At 61.9% G+C, this 24126-nt stretch carries 21 protein-coding genes; 9 read left to right on the top strand and 12 right to left on the bottom strand.

Annotated features, from left to right (window positions below; all coding sequences use genetic code 11):
- The first annotated feature begins 1 nt into the window (after position 1).
- The 5 genes from WDB91_RS09660 to WDB91_RS09640 all read left to right on the top strand — a co-directional run bounded on the left by WDB91_RS09660 (position 2) and on the right by WDB91_RS09640 (position 3434).
- Positions 2-808 (top strand): hypothetical protein, encoded by an 807-nt coding sequence (locus WDB91_RS09660; RefSeq protein WP_339112353.1) that lies wholly within the window; start codon positions 2-4, stop codon positions 806-808.
- A gap of 55 nt (positions 809-863) precedes the next feature.
- Complete coding sequence (locus WDB91_RS09655) at positions 864-1913, top strand: enoyl-CoA hydratase/isomerase family protein (RefSeq protein WP_339112352.1); 1050 nt, start codon at positions 864-866, stop codon at positions 1911-1913.
- A gap of 112 nt (positions 1914-2025) precedes the next feature.
- The gene (locus tag WDB91_RS09650) at positions 2026-2388 is read left to right on the top strand and encodes a hypothetical protein (RefSeq protein WP_339112351.1); all 363 of its coding nucleotides are present in this window, start codon (positions 2026-2028) and stop codon (positions 2386-2388) included.
- 162 nt (positions 2389-2550) lie between these two features.
- Positions 2551-2964 (top strand): excinuclease ABC subunit A, encoded by a 414-nt coding sequence (locus WDB91_RS09645; RefSeq protein WP_339112350.1) that lies wholly within the window; start codon positions 2551-2553, stop codon positions 2962-2964.
- A gap of 11 nt (positions 2965-2975) precedes the next feature.
- Positions 2976-3434, top strand: a complete 459-nt coding sequence (locus WDB91_RS09640) for a hypothetical protein (RefSeq protein WP_339112349.1) — start codon at positions 2976-2978, stop codon at positions 3432-3434.
- Here the strand turns inward: WDB91_RS09640 and WDB91_RS09635 are convergent.
- Both WDB91_RS09635 and uvrA read right to left on the bottom strand, forming a co-directional pair.
- Positions 3431-3829, bottom strand: a complete 399-nt coding sequence (locus WDB91_RS09635; RefSeq protein ID WP_339112348.1) for a DUF4260 family protein — start codon at positions 3827-3829, stop codon at positions 3431-3433. The two genes, WDB91_RS09640 and WDB91_RS09635, sit on opposite strands and share 4 nt — an antisense overlap.
- A complete protein-coding gene (gene uvrA / locus WDB91_RS09630; RefSeq protein ID WP_339112347.1) occupies positions 3826-6681 on the bottom strand; it encodes an excinuclease ABC subunit UvrA in 2856 nt (951 codons plus the stop codon). The genes WDB91_RS09635 and uvrA overlap by 4 nt, the downstream gene beginning before the upstream one ends.
- 256 nt (positions 6682-6937) lie before the next feature.
- On the opposite strand from uvrA, the gene WDB91_RS09625 reads away from it, so the two are divergent.
- A complete protein-coding gene (locus tag WDB91_RS09625) occupies positions 6938-7303 on the top strand; it encodes a rhodanese-like domain-containing protein (protein WP_339112346.1) in 366 nt (121 codons plus the stop codon).
- 30 nt (positions 7304-7333) lie between these two features.
- Here WDB91_RS09625 and WDB91_RS09620 read toward each other — a convergent pair whose 3' ends face one another.
- The 6 genes from WDB91_RS09620 to WDB91_RS09595 all read right to left on the bottom strand — a co-directional run bounded on the left by WDB91_RS09620 (position 7334) and on the right by WDB91_RS09595 (position 15911).
- Positions 7334-7573 carry a hypothetical protein gene (locus tag WDB91_RS09620; protein ID WP_339112345.1) on the bottom strand — a complete coding sequence of 80 codons (240 nt, stop codon included), beginning with the start codon at positions 7571-7573 and terminating at the stop codon, positions 7334-7336.
- A gap of 205 nt (positions 7574-7778) precedes the next feature.
- Positions 7779-9173, bottom strand: coding sequence for a dihydrolipoyl dehydrogenase (lpdA, locus tag WDB91_RS09615; protein ID WP_339112344.1), 1395 nt, complete (start codon positions 9171-9173; stop codon positions 7779-7781).
- Between the two features lie 70 nt (positions 9174-9243).
- On the bottom strand, positions 9244-9852 hold the full coding sequence (locus tag WDB91_RS09610) for a DUF924 family protein (RefSeq protein WP_339112343.1): 609 nt from the start codon (positions 9850-9852) through the stop codon (positions 9244-9246).
- A gap of 122 nt (positions 9853-9974) precedes the next feature.
- Entirely contained in the window at positions 9975-11375 is a 1401-nt protein-coding gene (locus WDB91_RS09605; protein WP_339112342.1) for an MFS transporter, read from the bottom strand.
- A gap of 149 nt (positions 11376-11524) precedes the next feature.
- Positions 11525-12574 carry a tRNA preQ1(34) S-adenosylmethionine ribosyltransferase-isomerase QueA gene (queA, locus tag WDB91_RS09600; RefSeq protein ID WP_339114499.1) on the bottom strand — a complete coding sequence of 350 codons (1050 nt, stop codon included), beginning with the start codon at positions 12572-12574 and terminating at the stop codon, positions 11525-11527.
- 7 nt (positions 12575-12581) lie between these two features.
- Positions 12582-15911, bottom strand: a complete 3330-nt coding sequence (locus WDB91_RS09595; RefSeq protein WP_339112341.1) for a hypothetical protein — start codon at positions 15909-15911, stop codon at positions 12582-12584.
- Between the two features lie 237 nt (positions 15912-16148).
- On the opposite strand from WDB91_RS09595, the gene WDB91_RS09590 reads away from it, so the two are divergent.
- The 3 genes from WDB91_RS09590 to WDB91_RS09580 all read left to right on the top strand — a co-directional run bounded on the left by WDB91_RS09590 (position 16149) and on the right by WDB91_RS09580 (position 18654).
- Positions 16149-16625 carry a peroxiredoxin gene (locus WDB91_RS09590; RefSeq protein WP_339112340.1) on the top strand — a complete coding sequence of 159 codons (477 nt, stop codon included), beginning with the start codon at positions 16149-16151 and terminating at the stop codon, positions 16623-16625.
- Between the two features lie 228 nt (positions 16626-16853).
- Positions 16854-18164 (top strand): M23 family metallopeptidase, encoded by a 1311-nt coding sequence (locus WDB91_RS09585; protein WP_339112339.1) that lies wholly within the window; start codon positions 16854-16856, stop codon positions 18162-18164.
- A complete protein-coding gene (locus WDB91_RS09580; protein WP_339112338.1) occupies positions 18154-18654 on the top strand; it encodes a polymer-forming cytoskeletal protein in 501 nt (166 codons plus the stop codon). Before WDB91_RS09585 ends, WDB91_RS09580 begins: the two co-directional genes overlap by 11 nt.
- Positions 18655-18707: 53 nt before the next feature.
- Here the strand turns inward: WDB91_RS09580 and WDB91_RS09575 are convergent, their stop codons facing one another.
- The 4 genes from WDB91_RS09575 to WDB91_RS09560 form a co-directional block, all read right to left on the bottom strand.
- Positions 18708-19442: an SDR family NAD(P)-dependent oxidoreductase gene (locus WDB91_RS09575; protein ID WP_339112337.1), complete on the bottom strand. Its 735-nt coding sequence runs from the start codon at positions 19440-19442 to the stop codon at positions 18708-18710.
- A 54-nt stretch (positions 19443-19496) separates the two neighbouring features.
- Entirely contained in the window at positions 19497-20048 is a 552-nt protein-coding gene (locus tag WDB91_RS09570) for an adenylate kinase (RefSeq protein WP_339112336.1), read from the bottom strand.
- A 238-nt stretch (positions 20049-20286) separates the two neighbouring features.
- On the bottom strand, positions 20287-21414 hold the full coding sequence (gene prfB / locus WDB91_RS09565) for a peptide chain release factor 2 (protein ID WP_339112335.1): 1128 nt from the start codon (positions 21412-21414) through the stop codon (positions 20287-20289).
- 94 nt (positions 21415-21508) lie between these two features.
- Entirely contained in the window at positions 21509-24073 is a 2565-nt protein-coding gene (locus WDB91_RS09560; protein ID WP_339112334.1) for a PBP1A family penicillin-binding protein, read from the bottom strand.
- Positions 24074-24126 lie beyond the last annotated feature (53 nt).

Raw genomic sequence — 24126 nt, 5'->3', positions numbered from 1 at the left:
CATGTTTGATACGTCAAAACCCACCGCCACATTCCCCGAGCCGATCCGCCATAATCTGGACGGCATCCCCGTGCTGGCGCAGCCGCCCGCAGGAGAGATCCGCGGGATCTGGTTGCATGTTCCCGCCTATGAGCTGTCGAAGGAGGATGCGCTCCCCGTCCTGCAGCGTGCCGCGCGTCTGGGCTATCTGGGCGTCAGTTTCGACCCCTGGATGATGGGCGCCCGCACCATCCCCGAAGACACCGATGACGACACCCGCCGCGCCCGGATCTTTGCTAATTTCCGGCGCAATTTCTGGCCGATCCTCGGCCAGACCGCGATCGAGGTGCCACGGGTGCTCGACTGGGCCGAGGCGGAGTTCGGCATCCATGCGCCCGTCACCATGACCGGCCATTCGATGGGTGGCGATATTGGCGTGGTGGCCATTGGTATGGACAAGCGCATCACCAGACTGGCCGCTGTGGTGGGCACGCCCGACTGGACCCGCCCCGCCGCACGCGATCTCGAAACCCAGACCACCTTCATGGATCTCGGGCAGGCCGACTGGCATGCGCGCTTCTTCCATGATGCGCTGGACCCGATGACCCATCCCGAACGCTATGCCCATGGTCCGCGCATCGCCTTCATCCTTGGCGGCGATGACGAGCATGTGCCACGCAACGGGGCCGAGCGTTTCCGGACCGATCTGGTGGAGCGCTACGGGCTGGAGAGTGTCACCATCACCTATCTCGACGGCAAGACCCATATGGATTTCATGGACTATGATTTGTGGTGGGACGAGGCTGTGGCGCAGCTGCAGGCACAATGAGCTTGCGGCCATCGGCCACCTGCCCCACCATTGCCCCGAACGAGGAGGACCCCGAATGGACGACGTGCAGACCCGTATCCAAGGCCGTGCGGGCCGGATTACCCTGACCCGCCCCAAGGCGCTTAATGCGCTAAGCCACCCAATGTGTCTGGAGATCGAGCGCGCGCTTGATCAGTGGCGCGAGGACGGCGCGGTCGATCTGGTGATCATCGATGCCGAGGGCGAGCGCGCCTTTTGTGCGGGCGGCGATATTGCCGCTGTCTATCATGCGGGCCGCGCGGGTGATTATGCCCTGGGCCAGGAATTCTGGCGCGACGAATACCGGATGAATGACAAGCTCGCCCATTACCCCAAACCCATCGTGTCTTTCATGCAGGGCTTCGTCATGGGCGGAGGTGTCGGGCTCGGCAGCCATGTCAGCCACCGGATCATCGGGCATTCGACACAGGTCGCCATGCCCGAATGCGGCATCGGGCTGATCCCCGATGTGGGCGGCACCTGGCTTCTGGCGCGCGCACCGGGACATATCGGCGAATATCTGGGGCTGACCGGCGCCCGTATGGGACCATCGGATGCGATCTTCGCGGGCTTTGCCGACAGGGCAATCCGCGAGGCACAATGGTCCGCGCTGATCGAGGAGCTTTGCAACACTGGCACGGTCGCAGCACTCCCCGCGGGCGAGACGCTCGGGGACGGACCGATCGCGCGGGCGCGCATGACAATCGATCGTTGTTTCTGGGGTGAGGATATCGCCGCCATCCAGTTGAAGCTGGAAACCGCAGGCGACAGTTTCGCGCTCGAGACACTGAAGACCATGCAGCAGAAATCGGCACTGTCGATGGCGGCCACCCTGCGGCTGATCCGCATGGCGCGGGAGGCGCGTGATATCCGCGAGGCTCTTTCGAACGAGTTCCGCTTCACCGCACGCGCCTGCCAGTATGGCGAATTCATCGAAGGCGTGCGTGCCCAGATCATCGACAAGGACCGCCGACCGATCTGGCAATTCAAGGCGGGTGACGTGCCGGAGGACCGGCTCGGGACGCTCCTGTCACCGCTTCCAGAAGGATTGGCTATCGATTTTGGCGCACAAGCAGCCCCAGCTTAAGCAAAGCTGAAAAGTTCCCTCAACACAAAAAAGTTTTTCTTTTAAAAACAGCAACAAAAATCCGACGGAGCACGTTTAAAGGACATCTGAAATAGAAATACGGAGCTGTTATATGAAACGCTTTTTGATGTCCGCCTCTGTCGCCCTCGTTGCAATGTCCGGCGCGGCTTTCGCCGACCAGCATGGTGCAAATAACTGCGCCCCGGGTCAGAAATGCCCCCCCGGCCAATCGCAGAAAGTGGATAACCACAGCCAGAAGCCGCAGGCCAAAGGCGAACAGCACGCACAAGCGACCAAAGCTTCGGGCCATAGCGCTCCGGGTCATGCCCCTACAGCCGCTCAACTCAAGCGCCTGCCGGCTCCGCCGAAAGGTCAGGAATACCGTATCGTCAACGACAAGGTTGTCCGCATCGACAGCGATACGCTGAAAACCGTGGCGGCCATCGGCCTCGTCAGCGCGCTTCTGAGCAACTGAGGCGCTTGCCTGTCTCTCCCGGCCGGGCATCCCAGCGATGCCCGGCTTTTTTTCGCCAACGCTCTTGGCGGAGTTCGGCAATAAGCCGCGCAAGCCACATTCCGCTTATGGAACATTTTCAGGGCTATGCGCATTTCTTACCCAACTCGAAAGGAGTACGTCATGCACAAGACCATTAAAACGTCGATGATCCTCGCCACCACTCTCTCGCTGGCACCGCTGGCGGCGCTGGCAGATCCGCCGTGGCAGAAGAACGGCCATGGCCTGCCCCCCGGGATCGCCAAGAAAATGGATCACGGGCATCACGATGATGACCGGGTGATCGTCATTGACCGCGACCGCGATGACCGCCGCGCCGATGACTACCGCGATGGCTATCGCGACGGGGCCCGTGCGCGCCACGATTGGCAGCGTGGTGAGCGTATCGACCGCGACTATGTTGTGATCAACGACCCGCGCCGCTATGGTCTGGATCCGCGCTACACCTACTATCGCAGCTACGATCAGGTCTATCGTGTCGACAAGACCGGCCAGATGCTGGCACTGATCGGCGCGGTAAGCTCCATCCTCAACTGACCGGAGACGGCATGTCCCGTTTGACACCCAATATGATCTGCACCCTCGGCGCGACCGCCGGGGGTGTTTTACTGAGCGTGGCTCTAGCAGCACCTCTGGCCGCCCAGACCGTCATAAACGGCGGCAATGCGTTGAATGCCCCCAAAAACCTTGCAGGGGCAGAGTTGGTTCGCCAGCAGCCCGAAAGCGAGCGGACCTGCAAGACGCTTTCCACCGGCTCGACTTTCTGCCGTGTCCCCACAACGGACGGCACCAAAGGGCGCTGGGTTCTGCAGGGCGAGAAGAAGCCCGATTTCGCCGTGGGCGACAGCTTTCCTATCTACAAGCATTCGATGCTGATGGATCTGCGCCGCTACAGCCTGCCCGACGTGGATGGCGACTGGCGCTATTACAAGGTCGGACGCCATATCTACCGCGTTGACCCGCGTAGCAAGAAGGTGATCGCCGTGGTCAAAGGCAGCTTCGACTAACCCTTGCGCCCCACTTGCCCAAGATCGGTGTCCTGAAATCCCGCGCGCCGCTTCAGCCCGAAGCCGAGCGCGCGGTCAATGCCTGCATGGCCAAGCACAACAAGCCCTGCCGCCACCAGCCACGGGGTGGCCGTATCCGCTCCCCAACCCGCCGCGCCCAGTGCCGCAATCCCCAGACCGAACCCGTAGATATGGCACAGGTTATACGTGATCGCCCCCGTGGCAGGGCCGAAGAGATAGCCGAAAAACGATAGATCGGGCGCCAGAAAGATTACCGGCCAGACCCACCACGGCCAATCGGGATCAAGCATATAGGCCAGATAAAGCGCCGCCCCGCCAACCGCGAGGCCCTCGAGGCGGCGCCACATCCGGTCCTGAACCTGATCCGCGATCATTCAGCCGCGACTTTCAGCCCCAGCATCGGCGCAAGATACCGCCCCGTATGGCTGCGCGAAACTGTAGCCACATCCTCGGGTGTGCCGACGGCCACGATCTCGCCGCCGCCATCACCGCCTTCGGGGCCGATATCGATCAGCCAGTCAGCCGTCTTGATGACATCGAGATTATGCTCGATCACCACCACCGTATTGCCCTGATTGACCAGCTCGTGCAGCACTTCCAACAGCTTGCGCACATCCTCGAAATGCAGACCCGTGGTCGGCTCGTCGAGGATATAGAGCGTGCGGCCCGTCGAGCGGCGCGAGAGTTCCTTTGACAGTTTCACCCGCTGCGCCTCGCCGCCGGAAAGCGTGGTCGCCTGTTGGCCCACCTTGATATAGCCAAGCCCCACTTCCATCAGCGCATCCATCTTCTCGCGGATCGAGGGCACCGCCTTGAAGAATTCCTGCGCATCTTCCACCGTCATATCCAGCACATCGGCAATCGACTTGCCCTTATACTGGACCTCCAGCGTCTCGCGGTTATAGCGTTTACCGTGGCAGGTCTCGCATTCGACATAGACATCGGGCAGGAAGTGCATCTCGATCTTGATGACGCCATCCCCCTGACACGCCTCACAGCGCCCGCCCTTCACGTTGAACGAGAACCGCCCCGGTTTGTAGCCGCGCGCCTGCGCCTCCGGCAGACCGGCAAACCAGTCGCGGATCGGCGTGAAGGCGCCAGTATAGGTGGCGGGGTTCGACCGCGGCGTGCGCCCGATGGGACGCTGGTCGATATCGATGACCTTATCCAGATGCTCAAGCCCCTTGATCGTCTCGCAGGGCGCGGGCGTCTGCTTGGCACCATTGAGCCGCATCGATGCCGTCTTGAACAAAGTCTCCAATGTCAGGGTTGATTTGCCGCCGCCCGACACGCCCGTCACACAAACGAACTTGCCCAGCGGAAACTCGGCGGTGACATTTTTCAGATTGTTGCCGGTGGCCTTGACCACCTTGATCTTCTTACCATTCCCCTTGCGGCGCGTCTCGGGGACCGAGATCTCGCGCTTGCCCGACAGATACTGTCCGGTGATCGAGGCCGGATCCTTGGCCAGTTCCTCGGGCGTGCCATGCGCCACCACACGGCCACCATGCACACCGGCCCCCGGACCGATGTCGAAGACGTAATCCGCATGGCGGATCGCATCCTCGTCATGCTCGACCACCAGCACCGAATTCCCCTGATCGCGCAGGTTCTTCAGCGTGGTCAGCAGGCGGTCATTGTCGCGCTGATGCAGCCCGATCGACGGCTCGTCGAGCACATAGAGCACGCCCGTCAGCCCCGAACCAATCTGGCTGGCCAGACGGATCCGCTGGCTCTCGCCGCCAGAGAGCGTGCCGGCCGCGCGTGAAAGCGTCAGATAATCGAGACCGACATTGACCAGGAACCCCAGACGCTCGCGGATCTCCTTCAGGATGGCGCGGGCGATCTCGTTCTTCTGGTGGCTGAGCTGCGAGGGCACGGTATCGACCCATGCAAAGGCATCCTTGATCGACATCTCGACCACCTGCCCCACATGCAGTCCTGCGATCTTCACGGCCAGTGCCTCGGGCTTCAGACGGTAGCCGTGACACGCCCCGCAAGGACGGGTGTTCTGATAGCGCTCCATCTCCTCGCGCGACCATGCGCTTTCGGTTTCGCGCCAACGGCGTTCGAGATTGGGGATGATGCCCTCGAAGGTGCGTTCGACCTGATAGACACGCCCGCCCTCATCAAAGCGGAAGGGGATTTCCTCCTTGCCCGACCCATGCAGGAACAGGGTCTGGATCTTCTCGGGCAGATCCTTCCACGGGGTCTTCTTGTCGAATTCGTAATGTTTCGACAGAGCGTTGATGGTCTGCGTCACATAGGGGCTCTTGGTCTTGGCCCACGGCGCCAGCGCCCCGCCCGCGATTGAGAGCGACTGGTCCGGCACCACCAGGCGGTCGTCGAAGAACATCTCGACGCCCAGCCCGTCACATACGGGGCAGGCCCCGAAGGGCGCGTTGAACGAGAAGAGCCGCGGCTCGATCTCGGGGATGGTGAAGCCCGACACCGGACAGGCGAATTTTTCGGAAAACGTGATCCGCTCCCCCTCGCCCTCACGCGGCGCGGTCTCGAGAATGGCAATGCCATCGGCCAGATCAAGGGCTGTGCGGAAACTGTCGGCAAGCCGTGTCTCCAGCCCCTCGCGCACCACGATCCGGTCCACCACCACATCGATATTATGGCGGAACTTCTTGTCCAGAACGGGCGGCTCCTCGAGTTCGTAGAACTCGCCATTGACCTTCACCCGCTGGAAACCCTGCTTGCGCAGTTCAAGGAATTCTTTCTTATACTCGCCTTTCCGGTCGCGCACGATGGGCGCCAGAAGATAGCCGCGCGTGCCCTCTTCCATCGCCATCGTGCGGTCGACCATATCCTGCACCTGCTGTGCCTCGATGGGCTGGCCGGTTGCGGGGCTATAGGGCGTGCCAGCGCGGGCAAAGAGAAGGCGCATGTAGTCATAGATCTCGGTCACGGTGCCGACCGTCGAGCGCGGGTTCTTTGAGGTGGTCTTTTGTTCAATCGAGATTGCCGGTGACAGACCCGAGATATGGTCCACATCGGGTTTTCCCATCATATCGAGAAACTGGCGCGCATAGGCCGAGAGGCTCTCGACATAGCGCCGCTGCCCTTCGGCATAGATCGTGTCGAATGCCAGAGAGGACTTCCCCGACCCCGAAAGACCGGTGATCACCACGAACTGGTCCCGCGGAATATCCAGATCGACATTCTTCAGGTTATGTTCCCGTGCGCCACGGATTTCGATGGTTTTAAGATCGGGCATTTGGACCTCCGGTTGCCTTGGACCCATAGATAGGCGCATGCAGGCAAAACGCCAATGGGATTTAGTGAACAAATTACGAACGTCAGCCAAGGAACTTGTGCAAATCCACCGCGATCAACGGCGACGCCTGCCCAAGAGGCAGAAATACCGGAAGATGGTCGATGTGCTGATCAAATTTCCGCCCATGCCTCAGGCACCCCCTTGCATATGGGCCCGCATTGGCACCATGTCACAGGAAATTTCCAAGGAGCATGACATGTTCGGTTTCCTGCGCCGCCGCGGCAGCGCCATCCCCAGAATCGACGCAGCCGAGGCCCTCACGCGGGTGCGTGCAGGCACGCTGACCCTGATCGATGTGCGCGAGGCCGGCGAGCTGCGCCAGACCGGACGCGCCACGGGCGCGTTGCATATTCCGGTGGGATCGCTCCTGAAACTGGCGCATCCCGAGAGCGCGGAATGCCTGCCGGCGCTCGAGACCTGCCCGCCTGTCGCGCTCTACTGTGCCTCCGGTGCCCGCGCCGAGAATGCGGCCAAGATGATGCTGCAGATGGGCTATACGGAGGTCTATACGATGGTCAGCCTGCGCTACTGGCAGGATGCGGGTGGCGAGATAACTGCCTGACCCAAGTCAGGTAGCTATCCCGCGAGATCCTCAACCCAACCAGCCCCCATCGGGCGCGGCGCAGCCTACAGGCGGCAGGGTTTTGCCAAAGGTCACATGAAGCTTCGCGCAGCCCCATGCGGCGACCGGCGCGGGCATCACGCGATTGAGCGCGATCCCCACCTCGTCATAGGGCGTATCGGAATTGGTGACATACATATACCAGCGCCCGCCCGCCATCACGATTGCGGCGATCAGCGCCACGACCAGAACATTCACGACCTTTGCCATATATCCCTCCTTGCAGATCTGCGCGTAGTTGCGGCAAGACCGGAAACAACCACAAGGCGAAATTCCTGTTTTCCGGCCCCGCAAGGGCCAGTGCGCGGGTTCTTGCGCGAGCCCCCCGCCTGCGGGCGGAATTCCACCGCAAATCATCCCGAAATGCAGAACACCCGCCTGAAAAGGCGGGCGTTCATGGTTATGGATCCGGCACTCAGAAGTGGATCGCGATCCCGTAGGCATCGAGCACGGCTTCATGCATCGATTCCGAAATGGTCGGGTGCGGGAAGACGGTATGCATCAGGTCTTCCTCGGTGGTCTCGAGCGTGCGCCCGATCACGAAGCCCTGGATCATCTCGGTCACTTCCGCGCCCACCATATGCGCGCCGAGCAGTTCGCCGGTTTTCGCATCGAACACGGTCTTCACCATGCCCTCGGGTTCGCCCAAGGCGATCGCCTTGCCATTGCCGATGAAGGGGAAACGACCGACCTTGACCTCATGGCCCGCGGCTTTCGCCTTGGCCTCCGTCATGCCGACGCTTGCGACCTGCGGCGTGCAATAGGTGCAGCCCGCGATGGTGCCTTCCTTGATCGGATGGGCATGTTTGCCCGCGATCAGCTCGGCCACCATGACGCCTTCATGGCTCGCCTTATGGGCCAGCCACGGTGCGCCCGCGATATCGCCGATGGCATAGAGACCGTCCACACCGGTGCGGCAGAACTCGTCCACCACCACATGGGTGCGGTCGACCTTCACGCCCAGCCCCTCGAGGCCCAGACCCTCGACATTGCCCACAATCCCCACGGCGGAGATAACGGTATCGACCTCGAGCGTCTCGGTCTTGCCGTCTTTTTCCAGCGTTGCGATGACCTTATCGGCCTTGCGGTCGAGCGATTTGACATTGGTCTTCTCGCGGATCTTCATGCCCAGCTTCTCGAACTGCTTCTTGGCGAATTTCGAGATTTCCTCGTCTTCCACCGGCAGAACGCGGTCCATGACCTCGACCACGGTGGTCTCGGCGCCCAGCGTATTGAAGAAGGAGGCGAATTCGATACCGATCGCACCCGAGCCGATCACCAGAAGTTTCTTCGGTTGATGCGGCGGGTTGAGCGCGTGCTTGTAGGACCAGACGCGTTTGCCATCGGCCTCAAGACCGGGAAGGTTGCGCGCCCGCGCACCGGTGGCCAGCACGATGTTTTTCGAGGTCAGTTCCTCGACGCCCTTGTCGGTCTTCACCGAAACGGTGCCTTTTTTCGGCAGCGTCGCCTCGCCCATGAAGACAGTGACCTTATTCTTCTTGAGCAGGTGGCCGATGCCGCTCGAAAGCTGCTTGGCCACACCGCGCGAACGTGCCACGACCTTGTCGAGATCGTAGCCGATCTTCTCGGCGCTCAGGCCGAAATCTTTCGCGCGCTCCATCAGGTGATATACCTCGGCCGAGCGCAGGAGCGCCTTGGTCGGGATACAGCCCCAGTTGAGGCAGATGCCCCCGAGATGCTCACGCTCGACGACGGCGACATTCAGCCCGAGCTGTGCACCGCGGATCGCAGCAACATACCCCCCCGGGCCCGCGCCGATCACGATCATGTCGAAGCTTTTGGCGGCCATGCGGATTCCTCCATCTGAAAACTAGTTTGGTATTAAACTAGTTCTGTCACCGGATCAATCACCGCTTGCCCTAGAACTGGTCTTCGCGCGAAATCGTCGCCGCGGGAAGGGTTATGCTCATTTCTTCGCCCTGCCGCAGCAAGGCATGCCCGCCATTCCACAGAAACCGCGCCTCCTCCTCGGTCGAGCGGCGGCCGATGATCTCATTACGCCACGGGAAGCGTCCGAACCGCGCGATGACCGCCTGACGCAACCGCGCATCCAGCACCGACCCTTCGGGCATCCGGTCACGGAACAGCGCCACCCCATGCGCCTGTGCAACGGGATCCTCGGCATGGATGTAGGGAAAATAGAAAAACTGGCGCAGCGGCCCGGCAACCTGCAGGTCATAGCCCCGCGCGGTCGCGACATGCGCCATATCGAGCGCCTGCGCTTCGGCGGCCCAAGCCTCGGGCGCGGCGCGGAACATATGGCGGGGCATCTGGTCCAGAAGAATGATCAGCGCCCATGCCCCCTGCGCGCTCTCGAGCCAACCATCAAGCGTGCCCACCCGTGCCTTCCGCCAGAGCCGCGCAAAGCGGCGGCGCATCTCCTCATCAAGGTCGCCATCCTCCCCGAACCAGCGCTCGGGGCCCATCTGCGCACACCAGAAACCGGTGATATTGGCAATCTGCTCCAAACCCTCACCTCCCCAATTCCATTTTAGGGACGAGCCTGTCAGGTTCTGGCCGTGTTGCAAGCCCTGAAAGACAGGGGCACGGAGATTAGCCCCGAAGCAAGGGCCTCAGCGGTCGGAACCGCCTATCCCTGACGCTCTTCGGTATTGGTGCCATATGCCGGATCGGCAGCCCCCTCGAAAGGTGTATCCCCTTCCTGGGGATCAGCCGGCAGTGGCAGCGCCATACCAGAGGCGGCTTCGGCGGCGCGCAGATTGTCATGCGCTTCCGCCTCGGCGCGGGCCTCGGCATCGGGGTCATCGGTCACCGCATCGAGCGTATAGTTCACCGCATAGGCCGTCACGGTGGGCGAGAGCACGGCGAAGGTGCCGGTATCATCCGAGGACGGCGCCGCACGTTGGGTCATCCGGTAGAGACCATAGGCTGTCAGGCAGGCAAAGAGCACGCTGATGAACAGGAAAAAGGCCTGCGGGCCGAAGGTTTCCATCATCCAGCCGGTCACCACCGGCCCCGCCACCGAGCCGATCCCGTAGAGGAACATCAGCCCCGCAGAGGCCGCCGCCATCTCGGCGCGATCGAGGAAGTCGTTCGTATAGGCCACAAGGATGGAATAGACCGGATTGGAGATTGCCCCCAAGAGGGCTGCCATTGGCAGCAGCACAGCGAAACCGGGTGTGGCGATGAACAGGTAGAACATGGCTACGGCGGCAATTGCCGTCAGCACGGTCACCATCTGCCGCCGGTCGAGCCTGTCGGACAGATAGCCCAGCGGGTATTGCGCAACCAGCCCGCCGACATAGATGGCCGAAACGAAGAGCGAGATCTCTTTCACATTCAGCCCCGCCTGCGTGCCCCAGACCGACACCATCCCGAACAGAGCCGAGAAGATACCACCCATCAGGAAGATTCCGACACATCCGAAGGGCGAGACCGTCCAGAGCCTGCGGAAGCTCATCCGCGTCTCAGTCGAGAAATCGGGCGCGCGCCCCGCCGAAAGCAGGATCGGCGTGAAGGCCAGCGACACGAGAATTGACGGGATGACAAACAGGAAATATCCCGACGGATCGCCCACATTTAGCATCAGCTGCGCCGAGACGATCCCGATGGATTGAACGATCATGTAGGCCGCCAGAAGCTGGCCGCGATTTTCCTTGTCGGCGCTCGAATTGAGCCAGCTTTCTGCCGAGATATACACCCCGCAGAACGAGAAGCCGATCAGCACGCGCATGAACGACCAGGCGATCCAGTTGGGCGCTGCCGCATAGGCGATCAGGACAGCCGAGATCAGCGAGCCAAGCGCCGCGAAGACCCGCACATGGCCGACCCGCCCGATGAGCCCCGGAATGGAGCGCGACCCGATCAGGAACCCCGCGAAGTAGCCCGTCATGACGATGGACATCTCGTAGGTGCCGATCCCCTCCAGCTGGCCACGGATCCCCAGAAGCGTGCCCTGCATGCCGTTGCCGACCATGAGCAACATCACACCCAGCAACAGTGCCCAGCTATCCTTCACCGCAGCAAACATCGAAAGCTCCCAATCCTGTGCCCGAACCGTGGCACAAAGCCGACATCCATGTCGAGAATCAAACATCCCCGCTTGGCGGTCAGCTAGCCCTCATGGTCCTCACTGTCCAGCTTAGTCTGCCCATTTTCGGTGCAAGTTTGACTAAAGGGTCAAGGGATCAGAAGCGAGCTGTCGCCATAGGAGAAGAACCGGTAGTTATTCGCCACCGCATGAGCATAGATCTCGCGGATACGTTCGGGGCCCATCAGCGCCGAAACCAGCATCATCAGCGTCGATTTGGGCAGGTGGAAATTTGTCATCAGCGCATCGGTCACGGCGAATGTGAAACCGGGATAGATGAAGATATCGGTGGTGCCACGGAAAGGCGCGATGGCCCCTGTCCCGCGTGCGGCCGATTCAATCAGGCGCAGCGCCGTGGTGCCCACCGGAATGACCCGCCCGCCCGCGGCTTTGGTGGCGGCGATCTCGGCGGCAGCCTGGGCGGTAATCTCGCCCCATTCGCTATGCATCTTGTGGGTGGTCACATCATCGACCTTCACCGGCAGGAAGGTGCCCGCCCCCACATGCAGCGTGACTTCGGTGAACTCCACGCCCTTGGCATGGAGCGCCTCCAGAAGCTCGCGGGTGAAATGCAGACTCGCGGTGGGCGCGGCCACGGCCCCCGAATGGCGGGCAAAGACGGTCTGGTAATCATCCTTGTCCTGCGCATCGGGCTTGCGCAGCGCCGCGATATAGGGCGGCAGCGGCATCGCGCCCGCCTCGGCCAGTGCCGCGTCGAAATCCTCGCCCGACAGGTTGAACCGCACGGCCAAGCGGCTCTCGGTCATCTCCACCACCTCGGCCGAGAGATCGGCGGAGAAGCGGATCACCTCGCCCTCTTTCACCTTGCGCAGCGGTTTGGCCAGCGCCTCCCATGCACCATCGGCACGCGGCTCGAGAAGGGTCACTTTCACATTGGCCGTCACCTCGCCCTGCGCGGACTGGCGTGTGCGCGTGCCCGAAAGCCGCGCGGGGATTACCTTGGTGTTATTGAGAACCAGCCTGTCGCCCTTCTGGAACACATCGACCAGATCGCGCACATGCAGGTCGCGGATCCCGCCGCCTTGGGCCAATAACAGTTTTGCCGCATCGCGCGGGCGGGCGGGCCGTGTGGCAATCAGGCCCTCGGGCAGGTCGAAGTCGAAATCCGAAAGATGCATCATCGTCTTATTCTGTGCTCAGCGCGGGCGGATCGCTCCGGAACAGGTCGCGGAACATCCCCGGCGTGAAGATGGAAAGCGGGTTGATCGAAACTTTGGGCGCGGTCTTCGATCCCCGCAATGTATAGGTGAAGCCGAACAGGCCTTCTCCGCGTCGGCTCAGGATCTGGCCTATCCCGTTGACGATGTAAAGCGGAGAGATCACCCCTTCCATATCGAAGACGCCGGACTGGGTGAAGTAATTGCCGTTGAGCGTGACCCCCATCGAGGCCCCCGTGGCGCGGCCTTCGCTGATCGACACGCCTTTGGGCGTCAGCTTGAAATCGGCGGAGGCGTTGTTGAACACGATCCCGTCGCCGTTGAGCTGCTCGAGAAGGCCCACGATAGAGGCCGCCGACAGCATGGAGGCCAGTACCGGCGCCTTGATGATCTTGAGATTTCTGACGCGTAACTGGCCCTGATAGCTCCGGTCGCCGGTTGGCGAGAGGTTCAGGGTCATCTGCCCGTCGCGGGCATTGTCGAAGAGTTTCGCCGAGGCCAGCACACCGCCCGCATCACGGGTCTCGACCCGCACGGCGGGACGGCCCGAGGCCGAAGGTCCGACCGCGCCGGACACCACCGCGCCACCGTTCAGCCGCGCATCGAATGTCCCGTTGAAGCCTGCGCGGGTGTTGAACTGCCCCACCAGATCGGTGAGTTCGATCCCGTCGGTCACCAGAAGCCGGTCGAGCCGCACCGAAAGCGGTGTGGTGCCCGAACTGCCGCCCCCACCGCCCGCACTATTGGGCAGATCCGACAGGGTCAGCCGCCCGCCCCTGATGGCCACTTTCGGCGGCAGGTTGCGCCCCTGCCCGATCAGGTCCGCCGCCCCGTTGAACCAGCCGCCGATCGACAGAGCGTCAAACCGCGCTCGCTCCAGCCCCTGACCATCGGCGCGCAGCGAGACCGAGCCTGCGGCCTTGAGCCCCGGCACATCGAGAGCGATGCGATCCACCTTGACCGGCTGGGTCAGCGCGCCGCTGATCGCCAGACTTCCCGACGAGCCTTGCGCCTTGCTCCAGCCGATCTGCGGGATCGAGAGCCCGATCCCCTTCATGTCGCTGCGGATGGAATAGGTCACCGGATCGCCCGTCACCATATCCAGATCGAGCGCGGCCCAGCCCTCGCCCGAGAGGATATTGTCGGGCAGAGCCACGCCCAGAGCCTTCAGCCCGTCGGGGGTGATATTCAGATAGCCCTGAACCTGCGAATGGCCCGCTTCCTCGGGGCTGAACTTCTTGATCCACCATGCATCGAATTTCTGGTCCTGGAACAGACCGCGACCGCCAATGCGCAACCCGTTCTCGGAATCGGCCAGCAGCTTCATCTCGCGCGAGCGCAGCACCTTTCCGGGCACGATCTTGTCGCTATAGACATCGGTGAGCGTCGCACGCACATCATATTTGAAATCGGCAGGCTCGAGATGTTTCTCCAGCGGAAACTCCAGATGCGTGCGCGCCACGGCCCAACCGGTGGCAATATCGGTGCTCTTGCCCGCTTTCGACAGGAAATTGAAGGGCGGCTCATCCATCAGCGAGAGCGCCGCGGGGATCGGCGAACGGGTCACCAGATCGACCTGCATCGGCGCGGGCTTGAGTTTGATATCGGGCACTTTCAGGGTGGTATCGGCCACCTCGATCGGGCCGCCATTGGGGGCGGTAACCTGCCCCTCCTCGACCATCATCGAATAGGTCTTGCCATCTAGATTGGCAAACCCGCGCCCGTCCTCGATATGGGGCAAGGTCTTGACCGCGCGCACATCGGCACCGCTGAACTCGTAGCCCAGATCGATGCGCGGATCATGGCTGGGCGCGATACGGATCGCCGCGCGCACATTATAGAGCGTGCCATCGGCGATATTCTCCTCGGCCCATGTGCGGGTATGCGCCACCAGTTTCGGCGGCCAGAGCGCCAGCAGGCCCTTCGAGGAAATCCGGCTGATCCCGCTATCGAGGGAGACCTGCCAGCCCTGCGGGCTTGCGGTGATCCTGCCCTTGGCAGAGAGGCGCGTCCGGTCCTCGATCAGCTGGGCCTGTCCGATATCCACGCGGAACGGGTCCAGACCGATACGCAGGTCAATGGCCCCTTCCGAGAAATGCGCGGGCTCCTCGAGCACGCCCTCGGGATCGAGCTGCAGATCATCGAGCGCCACTTGCGCCAGCATCTGGCGCGGCAGGCCCTTGCTGAAATCGCGCAAGAGGATCGAGCCGTTGGCCTGAACGGCGGCGGCAGCGCTGCGGACCTCGAGACGGCTCATCTCGATGCGCTGGTCCTGCTGGTCGTAATGCAGCTCAAGCGCCGCACTCTCGAAGGGGATCGGCTGCGAGCCTTCCACAGGGCTCAGCGCCCCCGCCCCGATATCAAGCTTGGCCACCATCCCCGAGACAACACCCTGATCGTCTATCGAGCTTTGCAGCGACCCCGAGATCGGCGCATCAAGCACCGACAGCCCCGCCAGCGCGGGTGATTGCACCGCCAGATCCCGCGCCGGCACACCGGTGACTGCCGCGCCGAATTGCGCGCGCGGGGAGTTCTTGTAGGTCGTAGCGCCCAGGGCCAGCTGCGCAGGCCGGTCGTTCTGGTCGCCAACATTCAGCGACAGGCTGGCGGAGATGCGGTCGGCTTCCTGTGTCAGGCGGAACTGGCCGTTCGAGACCCGCCAGACACGGCCCAGACGTTCATCATCGAGCCGGATATCGATGGTATCGGCGCGGACCTCGGACAGATCGCGCAGCACGGGTGTGGCAAAGGCCGCCTCGATCGCATCGGTGACATCGGACAGGCTGTCGATCTCGAAATGCTGCATCTCGCCCTGCCCGAGATTGATATCGAAAGAGCCGTCGGCAAGACGGCGCATCGCGATGGCCGCCCCCTTCAACGTGACCGAGGACAGTGCGATCCGGCGCTGCAGGAGGGGCGTGGGCATCACGGCGGCCTGCACCTCGGGCAGCACGGCGATGGGCCGCCCCGAGGGGGTGAGCAGCTGCACCGAATTCAGCTGCACCTGCGGGCGCAGCCCGCTTGCGATCACCAGATCGATCCCGCCCGAGAACCGCGCCTGCAATGTCGCCCCGAGCGCCTGATTGACGCGCGTCTCGATCTTGGCGGTCACGCTGGCAGGCACCCGCATCGGATGATGGGTGAGCGCCGCCCAGACCAGAACCACGAAGAGGCTCACAACAGGAATGGTCACCAGCGCCAATAGCCACAAAAGTGCCCTGCGCAGCGGGCGCCGCTTGGGCGGCGGTGACTGACCGGCCTCGGCCGTCTTCGGAAGATCGGAACTCTCTATGCTCACGCGCCTGTCCTGTTGCGGCCTGACCGCCTTCACGCAATAGCCCTTGCGGGCCGCTCCTATGCCGGACGGCGGGTGCCGACCTGTTTTCGGCCAACCCCATCCCTCACCGCCAGCCATAACCGGAAAACGGGACCAATCCGCGAAAGAGGCTCTTGCCTCCCACGGGCTGACAGATAGAGTTCGTCCGGAAATCATCTAGGCCGTGTTTGGGCTTAGAGACAAGCAAAAGGATAGAAAATGGCGACTATCGGCGAGTTGGCGCCCGAATTCACCCTGCCGCGCACAGAAAATGGCGGCAGCGAAACCGAGCTGAGCCTGAGCGCACTGCGCGGCCGCAAGGTGGTTTTGTATTTCTACCCCAAGGACAATACGCCCGGCTGCACGACCGAGGCGCTAGAGTTCACGCGACTGTCGGAAGATTTCGCAAGTGCCGATACCGTGGTGCTCGGCGTGTCCAAGGACAGCCTCAAGAAACACGAGAATTTCTGCGCCAAACATGATCTGAACGTCATCCTGCTGTCGGATGCCGAAGGGCAGACCTGTGAGGATTATGGCGTGTGGGCGGAAAAATCCATGTATGGCAAGACCTATATGGGCATCACCCGTTCGACCTTCCTGATCGACCGCGACGGCACGGTTGCCGCGCATTGGCCGAAGGTCAAGGTGGCGGGCCATGCGGCAGAGGTTCTGGCAAAAGCTAAAGAACTGGCCTGAATCCGTTAATTATCATCGCCCCGCTCTCGGCGAGTTTTCGCTGATGTGAAGGATTGTGCCGCCAAACGGCGCCGGTGCGACAAGGAATCAGGTTGTCACGGGGGGTGCGCGGTTGGTAATCCCTTTCCAGCCGCGCGCAATAGCGCCACATCAATGAAGTCGCACAGGTGACAAATCGGCCACATCCGCCAGACGGACAGGCCCATATCGAAGAGCAGGACAGCCCCTTTGCCCCGACGTCTACTGGATCGAACCAATTCTGCGCTGGAGCGTTTCCTTCCGGAGCAGCGCCTTTTCATGAAGTCGGACGACTCGACCCGTTTCCTGCGGTTGCGCCCCCTGACACAGGCATCGGTTCTGGCAGTGGGCACGGTCCTGTTTGGCTGGTCCATCGTGGCCACCTCGCTCCTGTTCATCGACAATATCTCGGAAGGCTCGTCCGAGCAGCAGGCGGCCATCTCGCAGAAAGCCTTCGAGGACCGCCTCGACAGCCTGTCCTCCGAACGTGACAGCCGCGCCTCCGAGGCGCTGGCCGCGCAGGAACGGTTCCAGACGGCGCTGGGTCAGGTGAGCCAGATGCAATCGGCGCTCCTGCAGTCCGAAGAGCACCGGCGCGAACTGGAAACCGGCCTGCATGTGGTCCAGCAGACCCTGCGCCGTGTAATGAATGAGCGCGATGCCGCCAAGGACGAGCTGGCGGGCCTCCAGACCGGTAGTGACGGCAGCGTCAACCCCGCCGCCCGCACCGCTGATATGTCCGAGACGGTGAAGATGCTCTCGAACGCTCTGGGCGATGTCGCCACCGAGCGGGACGATGCCACCAAAGAGGCGCAGGCCGCACGGCAGGAGACCGAGCAGCTGGCCCTGTCGAAGCGCCAGCTGGAGCAGCGCAACGACCAGATCTTCTCGACGCTCGAGGATGCCGTGACGATCTCGATGGCACCGTTCGACAAGATGTTCAAACAGGCGGGTCTGAATACCGACAAGATCCTTGCCGAGATCCGCAAGGGCTATTCGGGGAGCGGCGGGCCTTTGGGCGTGACCATGTCCTCCAAGAGCCCGGCAGCCCTGACCGAGGATGACAAGCGCGCAGCCTCGATCCTCAAGAAGCTCGATGAGATCAATATGTATCGCATCGCCGCCGACAAACTGCCCTTCCAGCTGCCGCTGAAATCGCAATTCCGCTACTCCTCGCCCTATGGCTACCGCTGGGGCCGGTTGCACGCGGGCGTCGATATGGCCCTGCCGGTCGGCAACCATGTGCTGGCCCCTGCCGATGGCGTCGTGATCGCCTCCGAGGTCGAGCACGGCTACGGCAACGTCATAAAAATCCAGCACGAATTCGGTGTTTCGACCGTATACGGGCATTTGTCAAAACGCCGTGTGAAAAAAGGCCAAAAGGTCTCGCAAGGTGACTGGATCGGTGATACGGGTAATACTGGTCGGTCGACCGGACCGCATCTGCATTATGAAATCCGGCTCGGCGGAAAGCCCGTCGATCCGATGACCTTCATCAAGGCTGCCAAGAATGTTTTCTAAAAGCAAAATCCACGAGCCCGGTTCCAAATCCGGAGACACCGAAATCAGCAAGCCCGACACCGGCATGCCGCCGTCGCGCAGCGAATTCGCTCCCTCGTCGGGGCCGGCCCGCGCGAAACCCGGCGCATCGGTTCTGTCTTCGGACTTGACCATCACCGGCAATATCCGCACCACGGGTGATGTGCAGGTCGAGGGCGTTGTCGAAGGCGACATCCGCGCGCATCTGCTGACGGTGGGCGAGACCGCGACCATCCGTGGCGAGATCGTGGCCGACGATATCGTGGTCAACGGTCGTGTGATCGGTCGCGTGCGCGGCCTGAAGGTGCGTCTGACCTCGACTGCCAAGGTCGAAGGCGACATCATCCACAAGACCATCGCGATCGAATCCGGTGCGCATTTCGAGGGCTCCGTTCAGCGTCAGGAAGACCCGCTGCAGACTGGCGAGACCACGCCCAAACTTGCCCCGCCGGTGGCTGCAAGCGAAGACTGATTTCTCGCGAGAGGATTAGTGAAAAGGGCGGCCAACGGGCCGCCCTTTTTACATTACAACAGACGTTTCGTCAGGCGCAGCGATAGTGCATAGGGCAAGCGTTGCAGGAGCTTCAGCCCCAATGTCAGCTTCTTGGGGAAATGGGTCTCGAACCCGTCGCCCGCCAACCCATCGGCCACGGCCTTCGCCGCCTCCTCCGGCTCGATAATGAAGGGCATGTCGAACTGGTTCTTCTGCGTGAGCCGCGTGTTCACGAAGCCGGGCGAGACAAGGCGCACATCGATGTCGGGCGCGTATTCCACCCTCAGGGATTCCACCAGATTGATGACGCCCGCCTTGGTCGCCGAGTAGAACTGGCCTTTCGGAAGCCCAAAATAGCCTGCGACCGAGCCGAAGATCGCCAGTTGCCCGCCCTGCCGCAGCACAACCGGCGCCGCCTGTGCAAAGCTCAATGTGCCCAAGAGGTTCACCCGCAAAAGCGCCTCGGCCTTCTCCCAGTCGATCTCGCGCACCAGTCCCGGATCATAGAGCGCCGCCGTGGTGATCATGCCGTCGAGCTGCCCCTGCCCGATCTCGGCCACCGCCGCGTCTAGGCTCGCCCGCTCCGACAGATCGACCGTCAGGACGCGATGGGCGGGTCCCAGCCGATCCTGTAGATTGCGCAACGGCTCTTCGGAGCGCGCCGACAGGATCAGCCGTGCCCCGCTCGCAGCCAGCTCGACCGCAAGCGCCTCGCCGATCCCCGAGCTGGCGCCGACAAGCCAGATCACTTTATCTTTGAAATCCATTGGGCATCTCCTTTCCATTCCCTACGCCGGAGCGGACAAGGAGTTCCCTGATGCTTACGCAGCGACCAGATGCCCCAGCTCGGCGAGGACGGTATTCTCGAGATCGGTGATCGCCCGCCCCCCCGACAGCTCCAGAACCGGAGCCGGCTGGCTCTTCAGCCACTCGCGATGGCGGTTCAGCGACCGGCCACAGAAATAGGGGTCGTCGTAGCTGGCAGCCCAGTTCAGGAATTTGCGGTAGATCTGCTCCATATCGCCTCCCGGTGCCACACGGGTGCCATAGCGCAGCACCTCGCGTTTGCGCAGCCGTGTCAGTCGCAAGGGCGTAGGTGTGCGCAGGAAGATCACAAGATCGGCCTGTGAGAGGATTTCGTCCCCCCAGCCATCGCAGGCCCCCGCCAGCACCCAGCCCGCGTCCCCTTGTGCTTCACGTATCAGATCGCACCGCTCGCTTACGCAGCGCTTACGGGTGAAGGGAATATCGGTCTCGGCCCAATAGCAATCATCGGTATCGATATAGGGTATCTGAAGCGTTTTGGAGAGCTGCTTGCCGAGGGAGGTAGAACCGGCGCCGGCAGCCCCTGTAATATAAATTCGTTGCGTCATGAAGCCTCCTAAATTTCCCGTTAAAGGGCCCTGTAGGCAGTCATTTAGTGTTTACAATTTCCTCCATCGGCCTAAGAAAATCAATCCGTTCAGCGATCACATCTCGCTCTTGCAGTAAAAAACTGCGCAATTAGATCAGATATATTCAGTTTTCATTCATCAAATTGGAAAAGGGGAGAGCCTTCGCCCTCCCCTTTTGCTCAATCTGTCAGCAGAGATTCGCGGAAACGCCCGTGGATCAATCCGCCGATTGCGCATCCGCGCGGGATTTGCCCTCAACGCCCATCGCAAGCGTCGCCGCCATGAGACCGTCCAGATCGCCATCCAGAACACCCTGGCTGTCAGAGGTCTCGTAGCCGGTGCGAAGGTCTTTCACCATCTGGTAGGGCTGCAGCACATAGGAGCGGATCTGGTTGCCCCAGCCGGCCTCGCCCTTGTTCTCGTGGGCCTCGTTGATCGCGGCGTTCCGCTTGTCGAGCTCCATCTGGTAGAGACGCGATTTCAACGCATTCATCGCGATCTCGCGGTTCTGGTGCTGCGACTTCATCGAGGAGGTCACCACGATATTGGTCGGCAAGTGGGTGATCCGCACGGCGGAGTCGGTGGTGTTGACGTGCTGGCCGCCCGCCCCCGATGACCGATAGGTATCGATACGGATATCAGAAGGATTGATCTCGATCTCGATATTGTCATCGACCACCGGATAGACCCAGACCGAGCTGAACGAGGTATGGCGACGCGCTGCCGAGTCGTAAGGCGAGATGCGGACCAACCGGTGCACGCCGGATTCCGATTTCAGCCAGCCATAGGCATTGGGACCGGTGATCTTGTAGGTGGCGGATTTGATGCCCGCCTCCTCGCCCGCGGTCTCGGATTCCAGCTCGACCTCGTAGCCCTTTTTCTCGGCCCAGCGGACATACATCCGCGCAAGGATCGAGGCCCAGTCACAGCTCTCGGTCCCGCCCGCGCCCGAATGGACCTCGAGATAGGTATCGTTGCTATCGGCTTCGCCATTGAGAAGCGCTTCCAGCTCCTTGGCGGCAGCGTCTTCTTTGAGGGCCTTCAGCGCAGTCTCCGCCTCGGTGATGACATCAGCGTCATCTTCCATCTCGCCCAGCTCGATCAGCTCGATATTGTCCTCGAGCTCCTGCTTGATGCGCTGATAGGTCTCGTATTTGTCCAGCAGCGCCTGACGGTCACGCATCAGCTTCTGCGCGCGCGCCTGATCATCCCACAGCGTCGGGTCCTCGATCATGGCGTTGAATTCCTCGATCCGGTGCGGCGCCGTCTCGAGGTCCATCCGCTGGCCCAGAAGCTCGAGCGATTTCTTGATCTGTTCAACGATGTTCTGCGTCTCAGCGCGCATGTCGCAACGTCCTTTTCCTGTTCTGGCCGGTCATACAGAAAGACGGCCCCCTCGACAAGTTGCCGAAGGGGCCGAAAATCCGGTCCTGCGCGTGTTAGTAAAGCCCGCCGGCACTGATCGTGCCGAAATTGGCCCGCTGTTTGGGAATGATGGCGGTTTTGCCCGAGGAGGTCGTGACCGATGTGCTGCCGCCCTCATCCGTCTGACCGGGCGCAAAGAGCGGCAGGTTCGAGCCCATACCGAAGCCCCCATCGACCACCAGCCCCATACCGGCCGTCGATTGGCCATCGCGGATATATTCGGCCTGCACATAGTCGCCCGTCGCATCCGCCGAGACCATCTCGCCGGTGAAGCGGTTGAAGTTCTGCCAGTGGCCTCCCGGCGGCACGGTGAACTCGGTGCCACCGTATTTCTTCACCGCTTCCTTCATGAACTCGTTGAAGACCGGCACACAGAGCGTGCCGCCAAAGGCATGTGCCCCGAGCGAGCGCGGATTGTCATAGCCGATATAGCACGAGGCCACGATATTGGAGGTGAAACCCGTGAACCACACATCCTTGGAGTCGTTGGTGGTCCCCGTTTTACCCGCCACCGGCACGTTCAGGTTCACGCCACGGCCCGAGCCACGCTGGACCACGCCCTTCATCAGCGAGATCATCTGGTAGGCGGTGATCGGGTCGATGACCTGCTCGGCATTGGATTCGATGCGCGGGCCCTCGCCTTCGGGCAGCGTCTGGGCCGAGCAATCGTCACAGACGCGCTGGTCATGACGGTAGATCGTGCGCCCGAACCGGTCCTGCACACGGTCCACCAACGTCGGCTCCACCCGCTTGCCGCCATTGGCAAACATCGCATAGGCCGAAATCAGGTTGAACTGCGTGACCTCCTGCGCCCCGAGCGCATTGGCGAGGAACCGTTTCATCGGATGGTAGACACCCAGCTTCTCGGCAAGATCGGCAATGGTATCCATGCCGATCTCCTGCGCGATCCGCACCGTCATCAGGTTACGCGACTGTTCCAGACCGGTGCGCATCGGTGTCGGGCCGAAATAGCGGTTCGAGGCGTTTTTCGGGCGCCACATACCTTGCGGCGTGTTCACCTCGATCGGTGCGTCGACCACCACCGTCTCGGGCGAGAAGCCCGAATCCAGTGCGGCCGCATAGACGATCGGCTTGAAATTGGAGCCCGGCTGGCGCTCGGCCTGCGTCGTGCGGTTGAAGACCGAGGACTGGTAGGAGAAGCCACCCTGCATGGCCAGCACGCGCCCGGTATGCACATCCATCGCCATGAAGGCGCCCTCGACCTGCGGCACCTGCCGCAGGGTCCAGCGGATGAAGCTGCCATCGCTATCGGAGGTCATGGCGCGGACCATCACCACATCACCCACCTCCAGCAGATCGGAGGCCACGCGCGCCTTGCGCTCGAGCTTGCCATCCTTGTTCAGCTTGCGGGCCCATTGAACGTCCTTGGCAGGGATCCAGTTGCCCTTGCCCTCTTCCTTGATGCCCTCGATACCGATCCGCGCATCCTCGGAGGTCAGCTCGAGCACGACAGCAGGCATCCAGCCCTCGACATCGCGCGGCACCTTGTCGCTATGCACATCGGCAAGTGCGGCCCGCCAGTCGACCTCGGTGCCCAGCTTGTCCTTGGGAATGGTCACGCCCGTGCCGCGCCAGACACCGCGGCCACGATCGTATTCCTCCAGCGCGTGCTGCAGCGCGCGCGCCGCCTGTGCCTGCATATCGGGGTCGACGGTGGCACGCACGGTCAGACCGCCCGAGAAGAACTCGTCCTGACCGAAACTGCGCGACAGCTGGCGGCGGATCTCGTCGGTGAAATAATCGCGCGGCGGCAGCTGGTCACGGAAGGGCGCGTAATCGCCGTTCTGAACCGATTTCACCGGCAGTTCTCGCTCGGTCTTGTAGGTCTCTTCCGAGATATAGCCGTTCTGCCACATCTCGTGGAGCACATAGTTCCGGCGGTCTTTCAGGCGCTGCATATTGCGCACCGGATTGTAGTTCGAGGGCGCTTTCGGCATCGAGGCCAGAGTGGCGGCCTCATAGGGCTTCAGCTCCGAGAGCGGCTTGTTGAAATAGGTCAGCGAGGCGGCGGCCACACCATAGGAGTTCTGGCCGAGGAAGATCTCGTTGAGATAGAGTTCGAGGATCCGCTTCTTGGGGATCGCCTTTGACACCCGCGCGGCCAGAATGAGTTCCTTGATCTTGCGCTCGACCGAGCGGTCCGAGGAGAGCAGGAAGTTCTTCATCACCTGCTGCGTGATAGTGGAGGCCCCGCGGATATCATGTCCGCCAGTCTTCACAGCCTCGAAGACCGCCTGCGCGATCCCGACCGGATCATAGCCCGCATGATACCAGAAATTCTTGTCCTCGGCGGAGACGAACGCATCCTGCACGACCTTCGGGATCTCGTCGATCGGCACGAAGATCCGCCGCTCGGTGGCGAATTCGTCGATCAACCGGCCTTCGCTGTTATAAATCCGCGAGATGGTCTTGGGTTGATACTGCGCCAGCTGCTCGTGGCTTGGCAGATCGCGCGAATACATCCAGAAGACGGCCCCGATGGTCAGCGCAGCAAAGAACAGTGCCGTGACTATCCACGAAAAGATGCTGCCGAAGAAGGACAGGATAAATCGGATCAAGGTTCGCTCCTTACCGGGGGATGCCCGTTTTTCGGGAATTACCCGCAATTGTG

It is taken from the genome of Thioclava sp. GXIMD2076, from assembly GCF_037949795.1.
In the GTDB taxonomy this organism is placed as follows: domain Bacteria; phylum Pseudomonadota; class Alphaproteobacteria; order Rhodobacterales; family Rhodobacteraceae; genus Thioclava; species Thioclava kandeliae.
This window is presented reverse-complemented; position numbering and strand designations above follow the sequence as displayed.